The sequence below is a fragment of the Salinigranum rubrum genome (genome assembly GCF_002906575.1).
GTDB classification, from domain to species: Archaea; Halobacteriota; Halobacteria; order Halobacteriales; family Haloferacaceae; genus Salinigranum; species Salinigranum rubrum.
In genome coordinates, this window is sequence record NZ_CP026309.1 from 168,229 (window position 1) to 186,264 (window position 18,036).

Annotated in this window: 16 protein-coding genes; 6 read left to right on the forward strand and 10 right to left on the reverse strand. The window is 65.1% G+C overall.

Going from position 1 to position 18,036, the window contains the following annotated elements:
• Positions 1 to 55 precede the first annotated feature (55 nt).
• The 4 genes from fba (at position 56) to dgoD (ending at position 4,975) form a co-directional block, all read left to right on the forward strand.
• Positions 56 to 1,054, forward strand: a complete 999-nt coding sequence (fba, locus tag C2R22_RS00810) for a class II fructose-bisphosphate aldolase (protein ID WP_103427521.1) — start codon at positions 56 to 58, stop codon at positions 1,052 to 1,054.
• 5 nt (positions 1,055 to 1,059) lie between these two features.
• Positions 1,060 to 2,601, forward strand: a complete 1,542-nt coding sequence (locus tag C2R22_RS00815; RefSeq protein WP_103423884.1) for an FGGY-family carbohydrate kinase — start codon at positions 1,060 to 1,062, stop codon at positions 2,599 to 2,601.
• Positions 2,588 to 3,631 (forward strand): 2-hydroxyacid dehydrogenase, encoded by a 1,044-nt coding sequence (locus C2R22_RS00820; protein ID WP_103423885.1) that lies wholly within the window; start codon positions 2,588 to 2,590, stop codon positions 3,629 to 3,631. Before C2R22_RS00815 ends, C2R22_RS00820 begins: the two co-directional genes overlap by 14 nt.
• Before the next feature lie 192 nt (positions 3,632 to 3,823).
• Complete coding sequence (dgoD, locus tag C2R22_RS00825; protein ID WP_103423886.1) at positions 3,824 to 4,975, forward strand: galactonate dehydratase; 1,152 nt, start codon at positions 3,824 to 3,826, stop codon at positions 4,973 to 4,975.
• Here dgoD and C2R22_RS00830 read toward each other — a convergent pair.
• Both C2R22_RS00830 and C2R22_RS24735 read right to left on the reverse strand, forming a co-directional pair.
• The gene (locus C2R22_RS00830; RefSeq protein ID WP_103423887.1) at positions 4,962 to 5,609 is read right to left on the reverse strand and encodes a bifunctional 4-hydroxy-2-oxoglutarate aldolase/2-dehydro-3-deoxy-phosphogluconate aldolase; all 648 of its coding nucleotides are present in this window, start codon (positions 5,607 to 5,609) and stop codon (positions 4,962 to 4,964) included. The genes dgoD and C2R22_RS00830 overlap by 14 nt on opposite strands.
• A 628-nt stretch (positions 5,610 to 6,237) precedes the next feature.
• Positions 6,238 to 6,450: a hypothetical protein gene (locus C2R22_RS24735; RefSeq protein ID WP_162562319.1), complete on the reverse strand. Its 213-nt coding sequence runs from the start codon at positions 6,448 to 6,450 to the stop codon at positions 6,238 to 6,240.
• A gap of 231 nt (positions 6,451 to 6,681) precedes the next feature.
• Here C2R22_RS24735 and C2R22_RS00840 point away from each other — a divergent pair, with 231 nt between their 5' ends.
• On the forward strand, positions 6,682 to 7,917 hold the full coding sequence (locus C2R22_RS00840; RefSeq protein WP_103423889.1) for a PQQ-dependent sugar dehydrogenase: 1,236 nt from the start codon (positions 6,682 to 6,684) through the stop codon (positions 7,915 to 7,917).
• A gap of 198 nt (positions 7,918 to 8,115) precedes the next feature.
• Entirely contained in the window at positions 8,116 to 10,020 is a 1,905-nt protein-coding gene (locus tag C2R22_RS00845) for an ABC transporter ATP-binding protein (protein ID WP_103423890.1), read from the forward strand.
• A gap of 41 nt (positions 10,021 to 10,061) precedes the next feature.
• On the opposite strand, the gene C2R22_RS00850 is transcribed toward C2R22_RS00845, so the two are convergent.
• From C2R22_RS00850 to C2R22_RS00885, 8 genes are all read right to left on the reverse strand, one after another.
• Positions 10,062 to 10,625 carry an NAD(P)-binding domain-containing protein gene (locus C2R22_RS00850; protein WP_162562300.1) on the reverse strand — a complete coding sequence of 188 codons (564 nt, stop codon included), beginning with the start codon at positions 10,623 to 10,625 and terminating at the stop codon, positions 10,062 to 10,064.
• The gene (locus C2R22_RS00855; protein ID WP_103423892.1) at positions 10,570 to 11,730 is read right to left on the reverse strand and encodes an arginase family protein; all 1,161 of its coding nucleotides are present in this window, start codon (positions 11,728 to 11,730) and stop codon (positions 10,570 to 10,572) included. Before C2R22_RS00855 ends, C2R22_RS00850 begins: the two co-directional genes overlap by 56 nt.
• Positions 11,731 to 11,811: 81 nt before the next feature.
• The gene (locus C2R22_RS00860; RefSeq protein ID WP_103423893.1) at positions 11,812 to 13,101 is read right to left on the reverse strand and encodes an ArgE/DapE family deacylase; all 1,290 of its coding nucleotides are present in this window, start codon (positions 13,099 to 13,101) and stop codon (positions 11,812 to 11,814) included.
• A gap of 73 nt (positions 13,102 to 13,174) precedes the next feature.
• Complete coding sequence (locus C2R22_RS00865; protein WP_103423894.1) at positions 13,175 to 14,197, reverse strand: branched-chain amino acid ABC transporter permease; 1,023 nt, start codon at positions 14,195 to 14,197, stop codon at positions 13,175 to 13,177.
• The gene (locus tag C2R22_RS00870; RefSeq protein WP_103423895.1) at positions 14,194 to 15,066 is read right to left on the reverse strand and encodes a branched-chain amino acid ABC transporter permease; all 873 of its coding nucleotides are present in this window, start codon (positions 15,064 to 15,066) and stop codon (positions 14,194 to 14,196) included. Before C2R22_RS00870 ends, C2R22_RS00865 begins: the two co-directional genes overlap by 4 nt.
• 60 nt (positions 15,067 to 15,126) lie before the next feature.
• Positions 15,127 to 15,846, reverse strand: a complete 720-nt coding sequence (locus C2R22_RS00875; protein WP_103423896.1) for an ABC transporter ATP-binding protein — start codon at positions 15,844 to 15,846, stop codon at positions 15,127 to 15,129.
• 1 nt (position 15,847) lies between these two features.
• Positions 15,848 to 16,558 carry an ABC transporter ATP-binding protein gene (locus tag C2R22_RS00880; protein WP_103423897.1) on the reverse strand — a complete coding sequence of 237 codons (711 nt, stop codon included), beginning with the start codon at positions 16,556 to 16,558 and terminating at the stop codon, positions 15,848 to 15,850.
• Positions 16,555 to 18,033 (reverse strand): amidase, encoded by a 1,479-nt coding sequence (locus tag C2R22_RS00885; protein ID WP_162562320.1) that lies wholly within the window; start codon positions 18,031 to 18,033, stop codon positions 16,555 to 16,557. Before C2R22_RS00885 ends, C2R22_RS00880 begins: the two co-directional genes overlap by 4 nt.
• Positions 18,034 to 18,036: the final 3 nt, after the last annotated feature.

Consider the following 18,036-nt stretch of genomic DNA (forward strand, 5'->3'; position numbering starts at 1 on the left):
TCGTGAGATGATCGGTTTCGACACGTATTTCGGTGTGACGGGGGACAGAGAGACGATGCCATACGCGAGCGGTTCAGAGCTGTCGACTGCGTACGCCCGCGCGCGAGAACAGGGGTACGGTTTCGTCGCCAGCAACGTCACGGAGACGAACATCATGACGGGGCTGGTCGAGGGGGCCGAGCGGGCCCGGTCGGACCTCGTGCTCCAGGTGAAGCGGGACTCGGCGGCGTTCGCCGGGCGGGGTGACCCACGAGTCGGACTGGAGATTCTCGGACTGACCGCCCGGAAACTCGGCGAGGCGGCCGACGTGGGCGTCTTCCTGAACGTCGACCACGTCCCCGCCGAGGACCGAGAGTTCCTCGGCGCCTGTGTCGAGTCCGGGATTCCCTCCTCGATTATGGTCGACGCCTCGCACGAACCGTTCGAGGAGAACGTCGAGCGGACGCGTCGGGCGGTCGAACTGGTCGACGCCCACGACGCCGACATGCTCGTCGAGGCCGAACTGGGCATGATAAAAGGGATGGAGGGCGGCGTCGAGACGACGGAGGCGTACTACACAGACCCCGAAGAGGCCGTCGAGTTCGTCGACCGCACGGGCTGTGACCTCCTCGCCGTCTCCATCGGGACCGAACACGGCGTCTCGAAGGGCCGTGACCTCGAACTCCGGCCGGACATCGCCCGCTCGGTGGGCGACGCGCTCGCCGACCACGGCCTCGACACCCCGCTGGTCGTCCACGGTTCGTCGGGCCTGTCGGACGACCAGGTGCGTGACCTCCTCAGCACCGGCGTCTGCAAACTGAACAAGAACACGCGCTACCAGTACGAGTTCGCCCGGACCGCCTGCGATTTCTACAGAGAGAACGAGTCCGCCATCGTCCCCCCGGCGGGTGTCGACGACGACCGCCAGGGGTTCTTCGCCGACACCGACTGGTCGCCGGACAAGGCGACGTTCACCCCCCACCGGGTCTGCGGAGACATCCGCGAACGCATCGCCGACGTGATGGTCGACGTCGCCGAACTCTCCGGCTCCGCCGGGGAGAGCCAGTTCCGTTGAATCCGATGGAGCCGACTCATCCTCTCCTCGTCGGTATCGACGCCGGCCTGACGAACATCAAGGCGGCCGTCTTCGACGCCGACGGCCGCGAACTCGCCGTCGCCGCTCGCTCGTCGCCCAACGTCGACGCCGGCCCGGACCGCGTCGAACGCGACGGCGACGAGTTCTGGGACGTCACCTGCGACGTCGTCGAGGAGGTCACCCGTTCGCCGGAGGTCGATGCTGACCGCATCGCCGGCGTGGGCGTCGCCGGCCACGGTCACGGACTGTACGCCCTCGACGCCGACGGTGACCTCGTCCGACCGGGCATCACCTCGCTCGACAGCCGTGCCGCCGACGTCGTCGACGCGTGGGACGACGCCGGGCGCTGTTCCGACGTCCAGTCCATCACCGGCTACGAGCCGTTCGTCGCGGACCCCCTGAGCCTCCTCGGGTGGCTGAAGCGCGAAGAGCCCGCGGCGTACGACGCCATCGACCGCATCCTCTTCTGCAAGGACTACCTCAAGTACCGCCTCACCGACGAGGTGTCGACCGACGAGACGGAGGCGAGCGTCTTCTTCGACCTCGCACGCGACGAGTACTCGACTGAGGTGTTCGAACTCCTGGGCCTCGACGACTGCGTCGACGCCCTTCCCCCGGTAGTGCCCAGTTGGGAGGCGTGCGGGGAGGTGACGCCGGCGGCGGCCGAGCGGACCGGACTCGACGCCGGAACGCCCGTCGCGTCGGGACTCCACGACGTCGGCGCGGTGGCGCTCGGCGCGGGAGCGCACCGCCCCGGGCAGGGGACTCTCATCGTCGGCACGTGGGGGCAGAGCATCTACCTCACCGACGATCTCGAACGGAGTTTCGAGACGGACGGGCTCACCCGGCGGTTCCTCCGGGACGGGTGGCTCCGGTACCGCGGGACGCGCTCGGCGGCGGCGGCGGCCGACTGGTTCCTCGACGAGTGCTGCGGCGACTGGACAGCCGAAAGCGACGTCGACCGGTACGCGCGAGCGAACGAACGGGTCGACGAGGTACCCGTGGGTTCGAACGGGCTGGTGTTCCTCCCGTATCTCCGCGGGTCGACCGACCACCCGAACGCCCGGGGGAGCTTCGTCGGACTCACCGAAGACCACACCCGGGCGGAGATGCTCCGGGCTATCTACGAAGGGGTCGCGCTCTCGTTGAGCAACCGCCTCTTGGAACTGGCGGGCGACGACGGCCTCACGGACGTTCGACTCGGCGGCGGCGGCGCGAAGAGCGCCGTCTGGAGCCAACTGTTCGCGGACGTGCTCGGCGAGCGCGTCGTCGTCCCCGCGGGCGAGGAGATGGGGGCGCGGGGCGTCGCCATCTGCGCCGGGCTCGCGGTCGGCCTCTACGACGACCACGCGACGGCCGTCGAGCGTACCGTCGACCCCGACCGACGCTACCGGCCGGACGAGGCTCGGACGGCGTCGTACCGGACGATTCGTGACCTGTTCGAGACGGCGGTCGACCAGCACGTCGCGGTGTGGGAAAAGTTGAAACGGGTCGGAGAGAAACCGGGGGCCGATGCAAGTGGATAAGGTGTTGCTCTGTGGCGACCCCCAGCAGCCGAGCGAGTACATGCACGAGAGCGCGGCGTTCCTCGAAGACCGCGGCGTCGAACTCGCGCGGATGGACTGGCGGGGCGACCTCTCCGCGGAACGCTTTCGGGAGGTGACGATGGAGATGGAGTCGCGCGGCCCCGCCTCGTACGACACCTCGTCCATCGAAGCGGAGCTAGAACGGACCGGTGCGGACGTCCTGATCGTCCACAAGGCTCCGGTGTCCGCGTCGGTCATCGAGTCCGCGCCGCTGTCGGTCGTCGGCTGTGCCCGCGGCGGCACGGAGAACGTCGATGTCGCGACCGCCGAGGAACGTGGAGTGACGGTGCTCCACGCCCCCGGGCGGAACAAGAACGCCGTCTCGGACTACGCGGTGAGCCTCCTGCTCTCGAAAGTCAGAGCCATCCCCCACCACAACGCGAACCTCCACGACGGCGAGTGGGCGCAGGTGTTCGACCCCGCCCGCCTCCCGCGGGACATCGAGGAGATGACGGTCGGCATCGTCGGCTTCGGCAACATCGGGCAGGAGGTGGCTCGCCGTCTCAGCGGGTTCCGCGCGGACCTCCTCGCGTACGACCCCTACCAGGACCCGGAGACGTTCGAGGAACGAGGCGTCGAACCGACCGACCTCGACGACCTGCTCTCCCGGGCTGATGCCGTGACGCTCCACGCCCGACTCACCGACGAGACGGCCCACCTGCTCGACGCGGAGTCGTTCGCGACGATGCGAGAGTCCGCCATCCTCGTCAACTCCGCGCGCGGCGGCCTCGTCGACGAGGACGCGCTCGTCGACGCGCTCCAGCGGGGGGAAATCGCCGGTGCCGCGCTCGACGTGTTCGAGACCGAACCCATCGGGAGCGATCACCCCCTCGTCGGGATGGACCAGGTGATCCTCTCGCCGCACACCGCCGGATCGACCCGCGACGCGGTGACCAACGGGCCGCGTATCGTCGCCGAGGACCTGGCCGCCCTCGTCGACGGGTCCGAACCGAGCCACCGCATCGTCTGATCGGCGTCCGGGACACCGACGTCTTCCTCCTCACCGACTCCGGTCGGGCGTGACCGGTCTGGCTTGCGGTCACCCTGCGCTCGGCGTTGTGGGGGAAACGTACAAACCACGGCTGTGCGAACAGGGCGACCGAGATATGCGAACTGAACGACCGCTGTTCGACACGAACAGCACCGCCCGGGAGTAACCACCGTGCCACGCATCACCGACTACGAACTGTACGAGGTGCCGCCGCGGTGGCTGTTCCTCCGCGTCGAGACGAGCGACGGGCGCGTCGGCTGGGGCGAACCGGTCGTCGAGGGCCGCGCGCACACGGTTCGCGGGGCGGTCGAGGAACTCATGGAGACGTACCTCCTCGGCGAGGACCCCCACCCCGTCTCGGACCACTGGCAGGCGATGTATCGCGGCGGCTTCTACCGCGGCGGACCCGTCCTGATGAGCGCCATCGCGGGCATCGACCAGGCGCTGTGGGACCTGCGGGGCAAGGCGTTCGACGCGCCCGTGTACGAACTCCTCGGCGGACCCGTTCGGGAGAAGATACGGGTCTACCAGTGGGTCGGCGGGGACCGACCGGCCGACGTCGGCGACGCCGCGGCCGAGAAAGTCGACCAGGGCTTCTCGGCGCTGAAGATGAACGCGACGCCGGAGTTCCGGCGCGTCGAGAACCCCGCCACGGTGCAGAACGCCGTCGACCGCATCCGCGAGGTCCGCGAGCGGGTCGGTCCGGAAGTCGACATCGGCGTCGACTTCCACGGGCGGGTCGCGAAGTCGATGGCGAAACGACTCGCAGAGAAACTCGACCCGTACGACCCGATGTTCGTCGAGGAACCGGTGCTGCCCGAACACGACGAGGCCCTGACCGAAATCGCCGCGCACACCTCGACGCCGATTGCGACCGGCGAGCGAATGTTCTCGCGGTGGGAGTTCAAGCGCCTCTTCGAGCAGGGCGTCGTCGACGTGATTCAGCCGGACCTCTCGCACGCGGGGGGTATCACGGAGGTGAAGAAGATCGCCGACATGGCCGAGGCGTACGACGTGGCGCTCGCGCCGCACTGCCCGCTCGGACCCATCGCGCTGGCTTCCTGCCTGCAGGTCGACGGCGTCTGTCAGAACGCGCTCATCCAAGAGCAGAGCCTCGGCATCCACTACAACGAGGGGAGCGACGTACTCGACTACCTCGCGGACCCCGCGGTGTTCGAGTACGAGGACGGGTACGTCGACCTTCCGGACGGGGCCGGTCTCGGCGTCGATATCGACGAATCCGTCGTCGAGGCGCGGGCGGGCGAGGTCGACTGGCACAACCCCGTCTGGCGACACGACGACGGCAGCGTCACCGAGTGGTAGTGTACTCCTCGGCGAGTTCGAGAAGCGCCGTCGCACGCTCGAATATCTCCTCGAAGTCGCCGGCTTCCACTGCCTGCGTCGGCGTCAGTCCGCTCCCGATTCCGAGCGCGACGGCCCCGGCTTCGAAGAACTCGCGGGCGTTGTCCTCGTTTACTCCACCAGTCGGGACGAGCGGTATCTGCGGGAGCGGACCGCCGACGGCGGAGACGAACTCGGGGCCGAGCGACGTCGCCGGGAAGACCTTACACATCGTGGCTCCCGCTTCGAACGCCTCGGCGGCTTCCGTCGGCGTCGCGATACCGACCACGGTGGGGACGCCGCGCGCGTTCCCGGCTTCGACGACGCCGGCGTCGAACGTCGGGGTCACGAGGAACTCCGCTCCTGCCCGAATCGCCGCTATCGCCGTCTCCCTATCCAGCACCGTCCCGGCACCGATAGACAGTTCGGCGTCGGCGTACGTCGACGAGAGACCGTCGAGGATGGGGACGAACTCGGGCGTGTTCGCGGTCACCTCGACCGCTCGGACGCCCGCCCTGTCGAGCGTCTCCGTGACGGCGCGCGTTTCGGACGCCGAGAACCCGCGGAGAACCGAGACGATTCCCGTCTCGCGGATCAGTCGCTCTGCCGTGGCCATCTAACACGAGAGAGGTCGACGAGCGGATGTAAAAAGGTGTCCGTCGGTGTGCTGCAGTGGTGACGGCGCCTCAGCCAGGACGCTCCGCGTTCGACCGTCCCGGAGGAGTCGAGGCGAGTGCGTGTCGTCCACCCGCGACCCGCGCCCGCTATCGACCGCATTAGATACAATTACAATTGTAAATTACGATCCGTATCTATCGGTTCGATCTGAAACGACGGCCGGTCGACGGTCGGAGCGTACGTCGCTGGTGGACGGAACCCTCCGGTCTCCCGAGCGGGGACGTAGCCCGTTTGATGCGAGTACCGATTCGGAGTTCGAAAATCGAACTGATGCGATAAATTCGCTCCATCCTTCTTTCATTCTCTTTTAGACACGGCCTCTACACCTCGACGTACCACGTCTCGAGTCGGCGGCACCGGTTCTCTATGCCGACACCCGTACTCTACCGCTGAGTCTGTCCGCGCTGGCGGCACGTTTCGCAGAGAGCACTGACACGCTTGACTCCGTACCGTATATTTATTTAATTAGACCACTCGAAGACGGCGTCTCAACTCCGACCCCGTCTCTCGAAACGAGTCGGTCGGCGGACTCGTCCGCCACCGCTCTCCCCACGACGGGCCGCCGCTCAGCCGTTCGCTTCGCCGCTCCGCGCCGTTCCGTCTCGTCCGCGATGCCAGACGAGCGCCGCTGCGAGCGCCCCCACGACTGCCCCGGCGACAAGACCGACCATGAGCGACGGCCAGACGTACGGCCCGAGTGCCTCGGTCACGAGGACGGTTCCGAGGATGAAGACGACGACGCCGGCGAGAAGGCTGACGAGGACGCTGCGAACTCTCATGAACGTTCTTCGTCCGCTCCAGCCGTGAGTCTGGGGGTCGTTCTCCGACGACGGGAATCGCCGCCGACCCCGACCCGATGCTGTTCGGCCACGGTCCCCCCGCTCCGTGACGGCACGACGTTCGTCGATTTCGTCGCGACCCTCCCGCACGACTGACCGTCGCCCGCCTCGTCGGTCGTCCTCCGCGCCACGCAGTTGATATCCGTCCGACCCCGAGACCCGGCTACCGAGATGAACCGCCGACAGTACCTCTCGTTGGTCGGCCTGGCGGCCAGCGGTGCCGCCACCGGCTGTATGGGGACCCCCACCGCGGACCGAACCCAGACCACTACTGAACCGACGACGGACTCGGTCACAGGGACTGACGCACCCCCCACCGGAGCGACCGACGCCTCGTCGTACGCGGTCGAGACGGTCGCTTCCGGGTTCGAACACCCCTGGGCGCTTGCATTCCTCCCCGACGACACCAGACTCTTGGTCACCGAGCGGGCTGGACGGCTGGCTCTCGTCGACCGCGACTCGGGTGCTGTCGAGGTGGTTTCGGGGACGCCCGAGGTGTTCGCGCGCGGGCAGGGCGGGATGCTCGACGTGACACTGCACCCCCGGTACCCCGACGAGCCCTGGGTGTACCTGACCTACTCCGCCGCCCGGTCGGACGGAGCCTCCACGACACACGTCGGTCGCGGGCGCTTGGACGCCGAAAACGCCCGTCTCCGCGGGTTCGAACTCCTCCACGCCGCGGAGCCGTTCGTCGAGTCGGCCGGCCACTACGGATCGCGGATGGCGTTCGACGCCGACGAGCGACTGTACGTGACGGTCGGCGACCGCCAGTTCAAGGACTTCGGCCCCGACCACACCGCACAGGACCTGACGACAGAACACGGCTCCGTTCTTCGATTCGAGGCCGACGGTTCGATTCCCGATGACAACCCGTTCGTCGACGATTCGGCGGCGCGGGACGCCATCTACAGCTACGGCCACCGAAACCCGCAGGGGCTGACCGTCCACCCCGAGACCGGTGCGCTCTGGGAGAGCGAGTACGGCGAGCAGGACGGCGACGAACTCAACGTGCTCCGTCGTGGGGGTAACTACGGGTGGCCCGTCGCCGACGAGGGCTGCACTTACGGGAGCGGACGGCCCATCGGCGTCTCCCACAGCGACCGCGACGACGTCGTCGCCCCGGCGTACACCTGGCCGTGCGGGAGCGGCGGCTTCCCGCCCGGCGGGATGACGTTCTGCTCGGGAACCGCGTTCCCCGCCTGGGAGGGGCAGCTGTTCGTCGGCGGCCTCGCCTCGCGGGCGCTCGGGCGCTTCACTGTCGATGGCCGCGAGGCGAGCCCCGCCGAGCGGCTGCTGACCGACCGCGGCTGGCGGATTCGGACAGTCGCGGAAGCGCCCGACACCGGACACCTGTATCTCGCTGTCGACGCCGGTGACGCGCCCGTCGCTCGGCTTCGACCCGCGTGAGCGACGAATCGGGGCTTCCCACGGACCGTAACCCGCTTCGCGTCGGGGAGACCTGACCCACCCGGTTGGGGACGCCCCACACCAGCCCCGAACTGCCCCGACGATGCTCTCGCGCCTCGATATCGGACGGCAGTCGTGAACGGTGTCCCCCGGGATTATGCCCCACACGCTGATACCCGTGGCACGCCCAGCGGACGTATGAGCGAGCGGGAGCCGGCCGGCGAATCCCGGTCCGGCAACGTCGTCTGGCGGCTGTACACCGACTACGCGGCGGGCGGACGCCGGTACGCCGTCCTCGGAACGGGAGCGACGCTGGTCGGGCGAGCCCTGGGGCTCGTCCCCGCGTTCGTCATCGGGCTGGCCGTCGACGCCATCTTCCTCGCCGAACGGCCCTACGCGCTCCCGCTTCTCCCTGCCGATGTGATACCGGCCAGCGACACGGGCCAGCTCTCCTTCTCCATCGCGGTCCTCCTCGTCGCGACCGGCGGCGGCGCGGTCGCCTCCTGGATCGAAGACTGGAGCTGGAGCGTCTTCGCCCAGCGCGTCCAGCGGTCGCTCCGGGTCGACGCCTACGACGCGCTACAGCGTCAGGAACTCGCGTACTTCACCCGCCGCCGGACGGGCGACCTGATGTCGGTGCTGAACAACGACGTCAACGCCCTGGAGACGTTCCTCGAAGACGGGTTGAGCGCGACCATCTGGATCCTCGCGACCGTCGGCGGCATCGGTCTCATCCTCGTCGGGCTCGACCCCACGCTGACGGCGATCACGCTGTTGCCCATCCCGTTTTTGGCGCTTTTCACCATCGCGTTCACCCGAATCGTCGAGCCACGGTATCTCGGCGTCCGCGAGGAGATCGGCGACCTCAACGCCCGACTGGAGAACAGCGTCAGCGGAATCGAGGTAGTCAAGACACAGGGCGCGGAAGCGTTCGAGACCGACCGCGTCCGCGCCGCATCCGACGAGTATCTCCGGGCGAGTCTGGCGGCGATTCGCGTGCGGATCACCTACTTCCCCGGACTGAACGTCATCTCGGGTGTCGGATTCGCGATCACGTTCCTCGTCGGCGGACTGTGGGTGCTCGGCGGGGCCCCGTTCGGCCTCGAAGGGACGCTCACGCCCGGGGCGTTCGTGACGTTCGTCATCTACGCCCAGCAGTTCGTCTGGCCGATCATCAGACTGGGCGACGTCGTCGACGACTACGAACGGGCGAAGACCGCCGGGCTGCGCGTCGACGAACTGCTCGGCCGACAGCCCGCGGTCGACGACCGGCCGGGTGCCGAGCCGCTGACCGTCAGCGACGGGGCCGTAACCTTCGACGACGTGACGTTCGCGTACGGCGACGAGGCCGTCCTCGCGGCCATCGATGTCGACATCGACGGTGGCACGACGGTCGGCGTGGTCGGCCCCACGGGCGCGGGGAAGTCGACGCTCTTGAAACTGCTTCCCCGGCTGTACGACGTCGACGAGGGGGCGGTCCGCATCGACGGTCAGGACGTTCGGGACGTGACGCTCGCGAGTCTGCGACGGTCTATCGGTTACGTGAGCCAGGAACCGTTCCTCTTCTACGGGACCGTGCGAGAGAACATCCGCTACGGCACGTTCGAGGCCACGGACGCCGAAGTCGAAGAGGCGGCCGAGCGCGCACAGGCGATGGAGTTCATCCGGAACCTCCCGAACGGGTTCGACACGCTCGTCGGCGAGCGCGGCGTGAAACTGTCCGGTGGCCAGCGCCAGCGACTCTCGGTCGCGCGGACGATGCTGAAAGACCCCGAGATTCTCATCCTCGACGAGGCGACGAGCGCCGTCGACACGGAGACGGAGGCGCTCATCCAGGCCAGCCTGCGGGAGTTCGCCGCCGACCGGACGACGTTCGTCATCGCCCACCGACTCTCGACGATTCGCAACGCCGCGCGGATTCTGGTGGTCGACGACGGACGAGTCGTCGAGGACGGGACGCACGACGAGTTGCTCCGAGCGAACGGGCTGTACGCCAACCTCTGGCGCGTCCAGGTGGGCGATATCCAATCACTCCCCCGTGAGTTCCTCGAACGGGCGCTGGAACGAAAGTCGGCGTTCGTCCGCGACAGCGACGACCGGTAGGGTAAGCACCTTCTCTGTGGCGCACGCCCTGACTCGGTCGGCTACGTCCGAAGCGCCTTGAGTTCGGCTCGTGCTTCCGTGAGCACCATCGGCTCGTGGTATATCGGCGAATCGGGTTCCATGTCCGCCCCGTCTCGAAGCGACCCAACGTCGAGCGGCGCGAACTCGACCTGCTCGGTCAGTTCGGCAACCGTCTCCTTGGCGGCCTCGTCGTCGCCCGCGAGGAAGAGGACCAGTCGCTCCTCCAGCGGCGCGTCGGGCCGGGCCTCGTTCCGGTTCCTGGCTCCGTTCCTGTCCCCAACCTGGGGAGGTTTATTACCTCGACCGTCGTCTCCGGTCGCTTCACCTCTCGCCCTCTGCTGTCGGTTCGCTCCCTGTCGTCCGTGCCTGCCATTCGAATCAGATCCGTCTCGCGCTCGCCCGTTCGCTTGCTCACAACGGTGTCTCCCGACGCACGTCCTCCGTCGGCTCGTCGCTCCGGTCACTCGTTTGGAAACTACGATACCCGTCGCATCGGCCGTTCCGATGCTGTGGTACCACAGCACTTCGCTAGTTAAACACGGGCGATTTACGGTGGTGATCGACGGCGTCGTCGAGCCATTCATCGACCAGTTCGGTTGGCTCGTCGAGGAACTCGAACGGGTCGCCAGTGCCGTACCCATCGAGCTCGACCGTCTGACCGAGCACACCTTCGAAGACGCCGAGTGTGGCGAACGAGAGATGCGACGGCTGGTATCCACCCTCTTGGATGAGTGCCAGCGCACCGTCAGCCGTCTCGTTGGCGAGTCGCTGAATTCGAGCGCCCATCTCTCGGAATCCCTCGCGGGTCACGATGTTTCGACCGTTCATGTCTGACGGTCCGGCGTCTTGGCCGGCGCTGACGAGGATGAGATCGGGGTCGTATCCAGCAATCGCTGGTTCGACGATCCGTTCGAAGAACGCTTCGTACCCCCGGTTTCCGGTGCCTGGTGGAAGCGGGACGTTGAGTGTGTACCCCCGACCATCCCCCTCACCAAACTCGTCAATGGAACCCTCTTGTGAGTGGTACTCGGGGTGCCAGGAGCCGTGGTCGTTGTGGGCGCTCACGAAGAGCACATCGTCGCGGTCGTAGAACGCCTCCTGTGTCCCATTGCCATGATGGACGTCCCAGTCGACGATTGCAACCCGGTCGGCCGAGACGTCGGCCGGTCCATCGGAAGCGAGCGCCGCCTCCGCAGCGAGTGCAACGTTGTTGAGGTAACAGAACCCATCAGCGTACCCTGGTTGGGCGTGGTGGCCGCTGGGCCGACACAGGGCGTACGGGAGCGCACTACCGTCGTTGCGTCCCACCTCGTCGAGCGCGTGCCCAGCAGCGGCGATTGCAGCCCCAGCCGAGACGCGGGCGGCGTCGTACGTGTGCTCGTTCAATCCGGTCGTCGTATCGTCGATACGACCGCCGCCGTCGGCACAGAACTCGATGAGCCAGTCGAGATACTCGGGGTCGTGAACACGTTCGAGCGCCGCTCGACTCGCCGACTCCGGTGACACCGTCTCCGAACGGTCACCGAAAGCATGGTCTAACATCGCTCGGATGTTCTCGACGCGCTCGCGGCGATCAGGGTGGACCTCGGGAACAGCGACGATGGGGGTATCGGGGAATTTGAAGGCTCCTTTCGGTGGTTCGTGGTCGAGCATTCGGTCGTCCCAGTAGACGGTGATATCGGTTGTCATAGTGTGTCAGTGGTTGTGATGTTCTCACGCGGTCGGTTCAGTCTGTCCTTCCAGTGAGTACTACCGGGGACTGAGCGTTCATCACTCCTCGACCCCACAGTACTCGACAGCAATCGAGGCGATAGCAGTTGCAGTTTCCAGCAGCGCGGGCACCGTCGTGTGTTCGTCCGCACCGTGAAGGTTCGCCCCCGCTGGGCCAATGGAGACCGCATCAACATCGTAATAGAGCTCATAGAAGCGCTCGTCGAGTCCGGCGTTTCCGCCGACAAACGATCCGGACCGGCCAGTGACGTCTTCACTGACGCGTTTTGCGAGGTTCGGGAACTCGTGGTCGGTGTTAACCTCGTGCGGTTCAGCCTGCCAACCGTACCACTCGACCGTCGGGGGATGATCGGAGAGCCACTCGTCGTTTGCGGCTGCTTCGGCGACCGCTTCCTCGATCTGCGACCGGACCTCGGCACGGCTCTCCCCAGGTGGCCAGCCGATCCGCCCCGTGAGTACCGCTCGTGACGGGAGCGTGGACGGCCAGTCCCCAGCCTCGATCGTCCCGATGTTGAGATTTGTGACGTTCCCTTTCAGACCGGGATTCGCCCGATACGCCGGCTCATAGTCGATCCGTGCTTTCCGTTCGGCGTCGAGTTCCTCTAACGCGCGGTAGACGGTGGCGGCGTTACCGATTGCGTTGACTCCCTCGTGTCCCCACGCCGCGTGGACGCTCTTGCCAGGGACCTCAACGCGGAAGTACATCACGCCCGCGCTCGCAACCCCGACGTTCGGGAGGTCGTAGGGTTCGGCAATAACCGCCGCGTCGGGAACATATCCTCGCTCGAGAACTGACAACGCCCCACCGACGCCCCCGTCTTCCTCCTCGACCGTCGACTGAAACAGGAGGTCGCCGCCGAGCTCGATTCCAAGCGAATCGAGTGCCTCCATCGCGATCAGGCACGCTGTGAGCCCCCCTTTCATGTCCGCGCTCCCCCGGCCGTAGAGGGTGTCTCCTTCGCGTGTCAGTGCCCACGGATCGCGGGTCCACTCGTCTTCGGTGACGTCGACTACGTCGATGTGGCCGCCGATCGCGAGCGTCGGACCGTCCCCGCCTTCGACCCGAGCAACCACGTTCGGTCGGTCCTCGTAGCCGTACGCCTCGTACGATGAGGTCTCGAAGTACCCCTCGTGGCCCGCGAGTTCGTCTGCCGACGGTTCCCAAACGTCCGGATCGAGATTCATCTTCTCGAGCCGACCGATGATTACCTCTTGGCCCGGCGCCTCAGTACCGGTCACCGTTTTCGCGGCCACGAGGTCGCCGAGTAGGTCGACGAGATCTGATTCCTTCGATTCAATCGTTTCTGCGAGTGTGTCTTGAGCTACCATGATGTCTGAAATTTTTTATTATCTCCTATTTGATACCAACTACCGCGGTTGCACTCCTGATCGGAGTCGGTGGTCAATCGATTGGCCACCCACTCCAGTTATCTCGATCGAGCAGTTCGCGGAGTCGCTCGCGCGGGTCGAGTGAGCTTCCTGCGATCCCGTTCGGGAAGTAGATAGTCACGACGATCAGCATGATACTCCAGATGACCAGTCGAACTTCCCCGAGGTCTCGAAGCCCTTCAGAGAGCCCAAAGACGATCACGGCACCGAACACCCCCCCGCTGATCGTTCGGAAGCCTCCGATGATGCCCATCGCCATGAACTCGATCATTCTGTTGACTTCGATCATCGGTGGAGAGATGATCAGAACGGTGTGTGCCTGTAGCCCACCGGCGACACCGGCGATCGAGGAGCCGATAATGAAGCCAGCGAGCTTGTACCTCGGGACGTTGTTGCCGAGCATCCGTGCGGCATCGGGAGCCTCGCGAATCGCCCTCGCCACGAGGCCGAATCGGTTGACTAACAGCCCGTACTGGACGAGGAGGAGCGCACCAACCAGCACGAACACGAAGTAGTACAGGGCGATTCGGTTCCCGCCGAACAGCGCTGGGAAGCTAGTGTAGCCGGTCGGGCCACCCGTGACGTCGCGGAAGACGATCACCAGTCGGAAGACGATCTCCGCGAACGCCAGCGTGACCATCCCGACATACGCCCCTGACAGGCGCAACACCGGGAGCGCGATCGGGATGCTGAGTATCCCGGCGACGACGCCGCCAAGCAGTACCCCAACCAGGGGGTGTAATCCCGCCTCACCGGCCAACAGGACCGCCGCGTACGCACCGATCCCATAGAGGGCGGCATGCGCGAAGCTGAACATTCCGAAGTAACCAGCGATGAAGATCCAACTCGTAACCACGAGAACGAGGATGATCAACTGCATCACCAGGTCGAGCGTGTAGCCTCCGACGAGTACCGGTGCCAGCAGCGCTAGCACGCCCGCGATCATGAAGATCACACCGTTCCGTGAACGGACGTCCTGTTTCAGACGACCGGTCGTCCGGTTGATCCCGTTCTGGAGCGTGTCGAGTACAGTCATTCGAGGTACCCCCCGATTCCGTCCGGATAAACGACGAGTACGATTATCATGATTCCGAAGAGGATGACCATCGCCATCTCGCTGGAGACCCAAATCATACTGATACTCCGTACAATCGCGAGCCCAATCGCCGACAGCAGCGTGCCTCGAACGCTCCCGAGCCCGCCGACCATCACGACGACGAACGACAGGAGGAACGGGTACCATCCGACCGAGGGATAGACGGCGAAAATCGGGGCCAATAGAACGCCAGCAAGCCCCGCGAGCGCAGCACTGATCCCAAAGGTCATCGCATAGATCCGGTTCGGACGAACGCCCATCAGCAAGGCAGTGTCATTGTCCTGGGAAACCGCACGGATAGCGAGCCCAAGCTTGGTTCTGGAAATGACGTAAAAAAGGATCCCCAAGGCAACGAGTGAGACACCGAAAATAAACACTCGCTGTGCGCTCAGAACGATTCCGCCGACGTTCCAGACCACGTCGGTAAACTGCGGGAACGACTCACGCTGTGAGCCGATCCAGACGATGAAGCCGTTCTCGAGCAAGAACGCGAGTCCGAGCGTGACCACCATCGACGGGATCCCGAACTCCTCACGGTCGCGGAGCGGTCTGACAAGTCCGACTTCAGTCAGATAGCCCAGTACGAATACGACGAGGACCGCAGCCACGACTGCGACAATCGCGCTTCCGGTCGCGCCGAGAGTGAAGAAGCCGACGAACCCTCCGACCATGAACATCGCCCCATGGCTGAAGTTCAACACTCGTGCAACGCCCCAGATCAACGTGAGACCGATCGCCATCATCGCGAGTTGCCCGCCGAAGAGCAACCCGTTGATTACCTGCTGGGCGACGAGATCGACGCTAACCATCGCATTCACCTCTCGATTGAGGCGGACGACAGCACGCGGATTCTAGTGTCCGTCTCCCACTCATTGGTGTCGCTCTCCGATGTACATATCCATGATGTCTTGCTCGTTTCGGAGCGCTTCCGTCTCACCCTCGTACTCCAGTCGTCCCTGGTCGAGAACGTAGACGTACTCGGCAATCTCGAGTACTCGTTGCACGTTCTGTTCGATGATGAGCATGTCACGGCCGCGTTCCTTCAGAATCTCAACCTGCTCGAAGACGTCGTCGACGAGGTCGGGTGCGAGCCCCGCACTCGGTTCGTCCAACAGCAGGATGTCTGGGTCGGACATCAACGCCCGCCCGAAGGCAACCATCATCTGTTGACCCCCGCTGAGGTCCTGGGCTTGTTGCGCCCGCTTCTCTTCGAGGACGGGAAACATGTCGAAGACCTCCTCGTACTGCTTCTCGAGGAACTCCTCATCATCGATGAGGTAGCCACCCATCCGGAGGTTCTCCTTCACACTCATCTCCGGGAAGACACTCCCTCCTTGCGGGAGCATGACGACCCCACGTTCAAGCACCTCACGTGGGTGGTCGTTCGTCACGTCCTCACCGCGAATCGTGACCGTCCCATTCCAAATATCAACCATGCCGAAGATGGATTTCAGCATGGTTGATTTTCCCGACCCGTTCGGACCGATGATACAGTTTACTTGGTCCTCGTCGATCGTGACCGAGAGATCGTAGAGAACTTGATTCTCTCCATATCCTGCGTCGACGGCGTCGAGTTCGATGAGGCTCATCTCAGGTACCCCCGAGGTAAGCCTCACGAACCTGCTGGTCGCCACGGATCTCCTCAAAGGTCCCCGAAGCGATGTTCCGACCAGCGTTCAGCACGACGACGCGTTCACACAGTTCACTGATTACAGACATATCGTGTTCGATGACGAGGAACGCGGTCCCCTGCTTGTTGATTCGCTGGATGTCGTCGATGATGTCGTCCATCAGTGCTGGATTGACCCCTGCCGCGGGTTCGTCGAGCAGGACGAGGTCGGGTTCGAGCATCAACACCCGTGCGAGTTCTAGCAGTTTCTTCTGACCGCCACTGAGTTCGTCGGCGCGGTTCTCACGCACCTCCTCGAGATGCAGTTCCCGGAGGAGGCGGTCGATCCGAGCCTCCTGTTCAGTTGGGCCACAGGAGACGTTCGGAACGAGTAGGTTCTCGTAGACAGTGAGCCGTCCGAACGGTTTCGTGATCTGAAAGGTTCGACCGATCCCTCGCCGGGAGATCGAGTCCGGCGAGTTGCCAGTGATGTCAGTGCCGTTGAGCGATATTTTGCCTGAATTCGGCGTTAAGAACCCGGTGATGAGGTTGAGCGTGGTCGTCTTTCCGGCCCCATTTGGACCGATCAGGCCGACGAGTTCACCAGGTTCGATTTCGAGGTCGAGGCCGTCGACAGCGACGATACCACCAAACTGTTTCTTTACATCGTCGATTGAGAGTACTGACGTCATCTGTCACCTCCGATCGCTTCCGGGGGATACGTCTCTTCCCACGGTATCGCCTCTTCGATTGCCGCGCTCGTGGAAACCACGTCTCGATCTCCGAGCCGGTCGCCGATGACCTGCATCCCGATCGGGAGCCCAGTGTCGTCGAACCCAACAGGAATCGAAGCCGCGGGATGGCCGCTGAGATTCAGCGGCCACGTGAGCGTCCAGCCGTGCATCCGATGAACGGGCTCGCCGTCGACGGTCGGGCTATCGACATCGAGACTAAACGCGGTTCGGCCGAGAGTTGGCGTCACGAGGACGTCGACGTCTTCGAGCCCGGTGACAATCGCATCGTAGACCGCGGTTCTACGGCGGCGGGCCGCCGCAAGGGTTGACGTATCGAGATCGAGCCCAGCCCGAATTCGTGAGCGGACTTCTGGCGTGATCGGTTCATCCGTCGTCAGCAGGTCGACGTCAGCATCGCGCTTGAGATTTTCATACAATCCGACGTATCTGGACTGGAGGACCCACTCGATCGCGTCGTGGCGCTCCTCCCAACTTCCCTCGAAGGGGATGTCGACCTCTTCGACCGTCGCACCGGCCGCGGAGAGGTCGTCAAGGGCCGATTCGACCGTCGCCGAAACCGCGTCCGAAATCACGAAGTCACCGAAGTCCGGCGAGTAGCCAATCCGAAGCTCATCGAGTTCGACGCGAGCGTCAGCGGCCTCCCGATACGACCCAGTCGGTTCGGGGAGCGCCGTCGGATCGGCGGTGTCGGGGCCTGCGATCACCTCGAGCATTAGCGCCGCGTCCGCCACGGTACGAGCGATTGGCCCGTGGAACGTGTACGGAAGCGTCTCTTGGAACGCGTCCGAACGGACCGGGCCTGCCGACACGCGGCCGAAGTCCGGCAGGATGCCGAACACGCCGCAGGCGCTCGAGGGGATCCGGATCGAACCGGCCGCATCGGAGCCGAGTGCGATCGGTGCCAACCCGGCGGCAACCGCCGCCGCACTTCCACCCGAAGAACCGCCGGTCGTCCGACTCGGGTCCCAGGGGTTCCCGGAGGCGCCGAAAACCGGGTTGTCCGTTTTCGTCTTGCGTCCAAACTCCGGGGTGTTCGTCTTCCCGAGGATGATCGCTCCGGCCTCTCGGAGCCGCGAGACGACGACGTCGTCCTGATCCGGAACGTAGTTGGCAAAGGGCGGAGAGCCGAACGTGGTTCGCACGCCGGCGACGCGGTTCAGGTCCTTGATCGCGACCGGGACGCCGTGAAGGGGGCCGAGGTCGTCTCCGCGCTCGACGGCGCGTTCGGCTTCCTGAGCAGCGTCCCTGGCAGACTCTGCACAGACTGTGACGTACGCGTTGATCTCGGGGTTCACCCGCTCGATACGCTCGAGGAACGCGTCGACGACTGCGACCGGCGAGCGCTCCCCGTTGCGGATCTCTGCGGCTAGTGTCGTCGCAGAGGTGTAACAGAGGTCGGTCAGGTCCTTCATGTC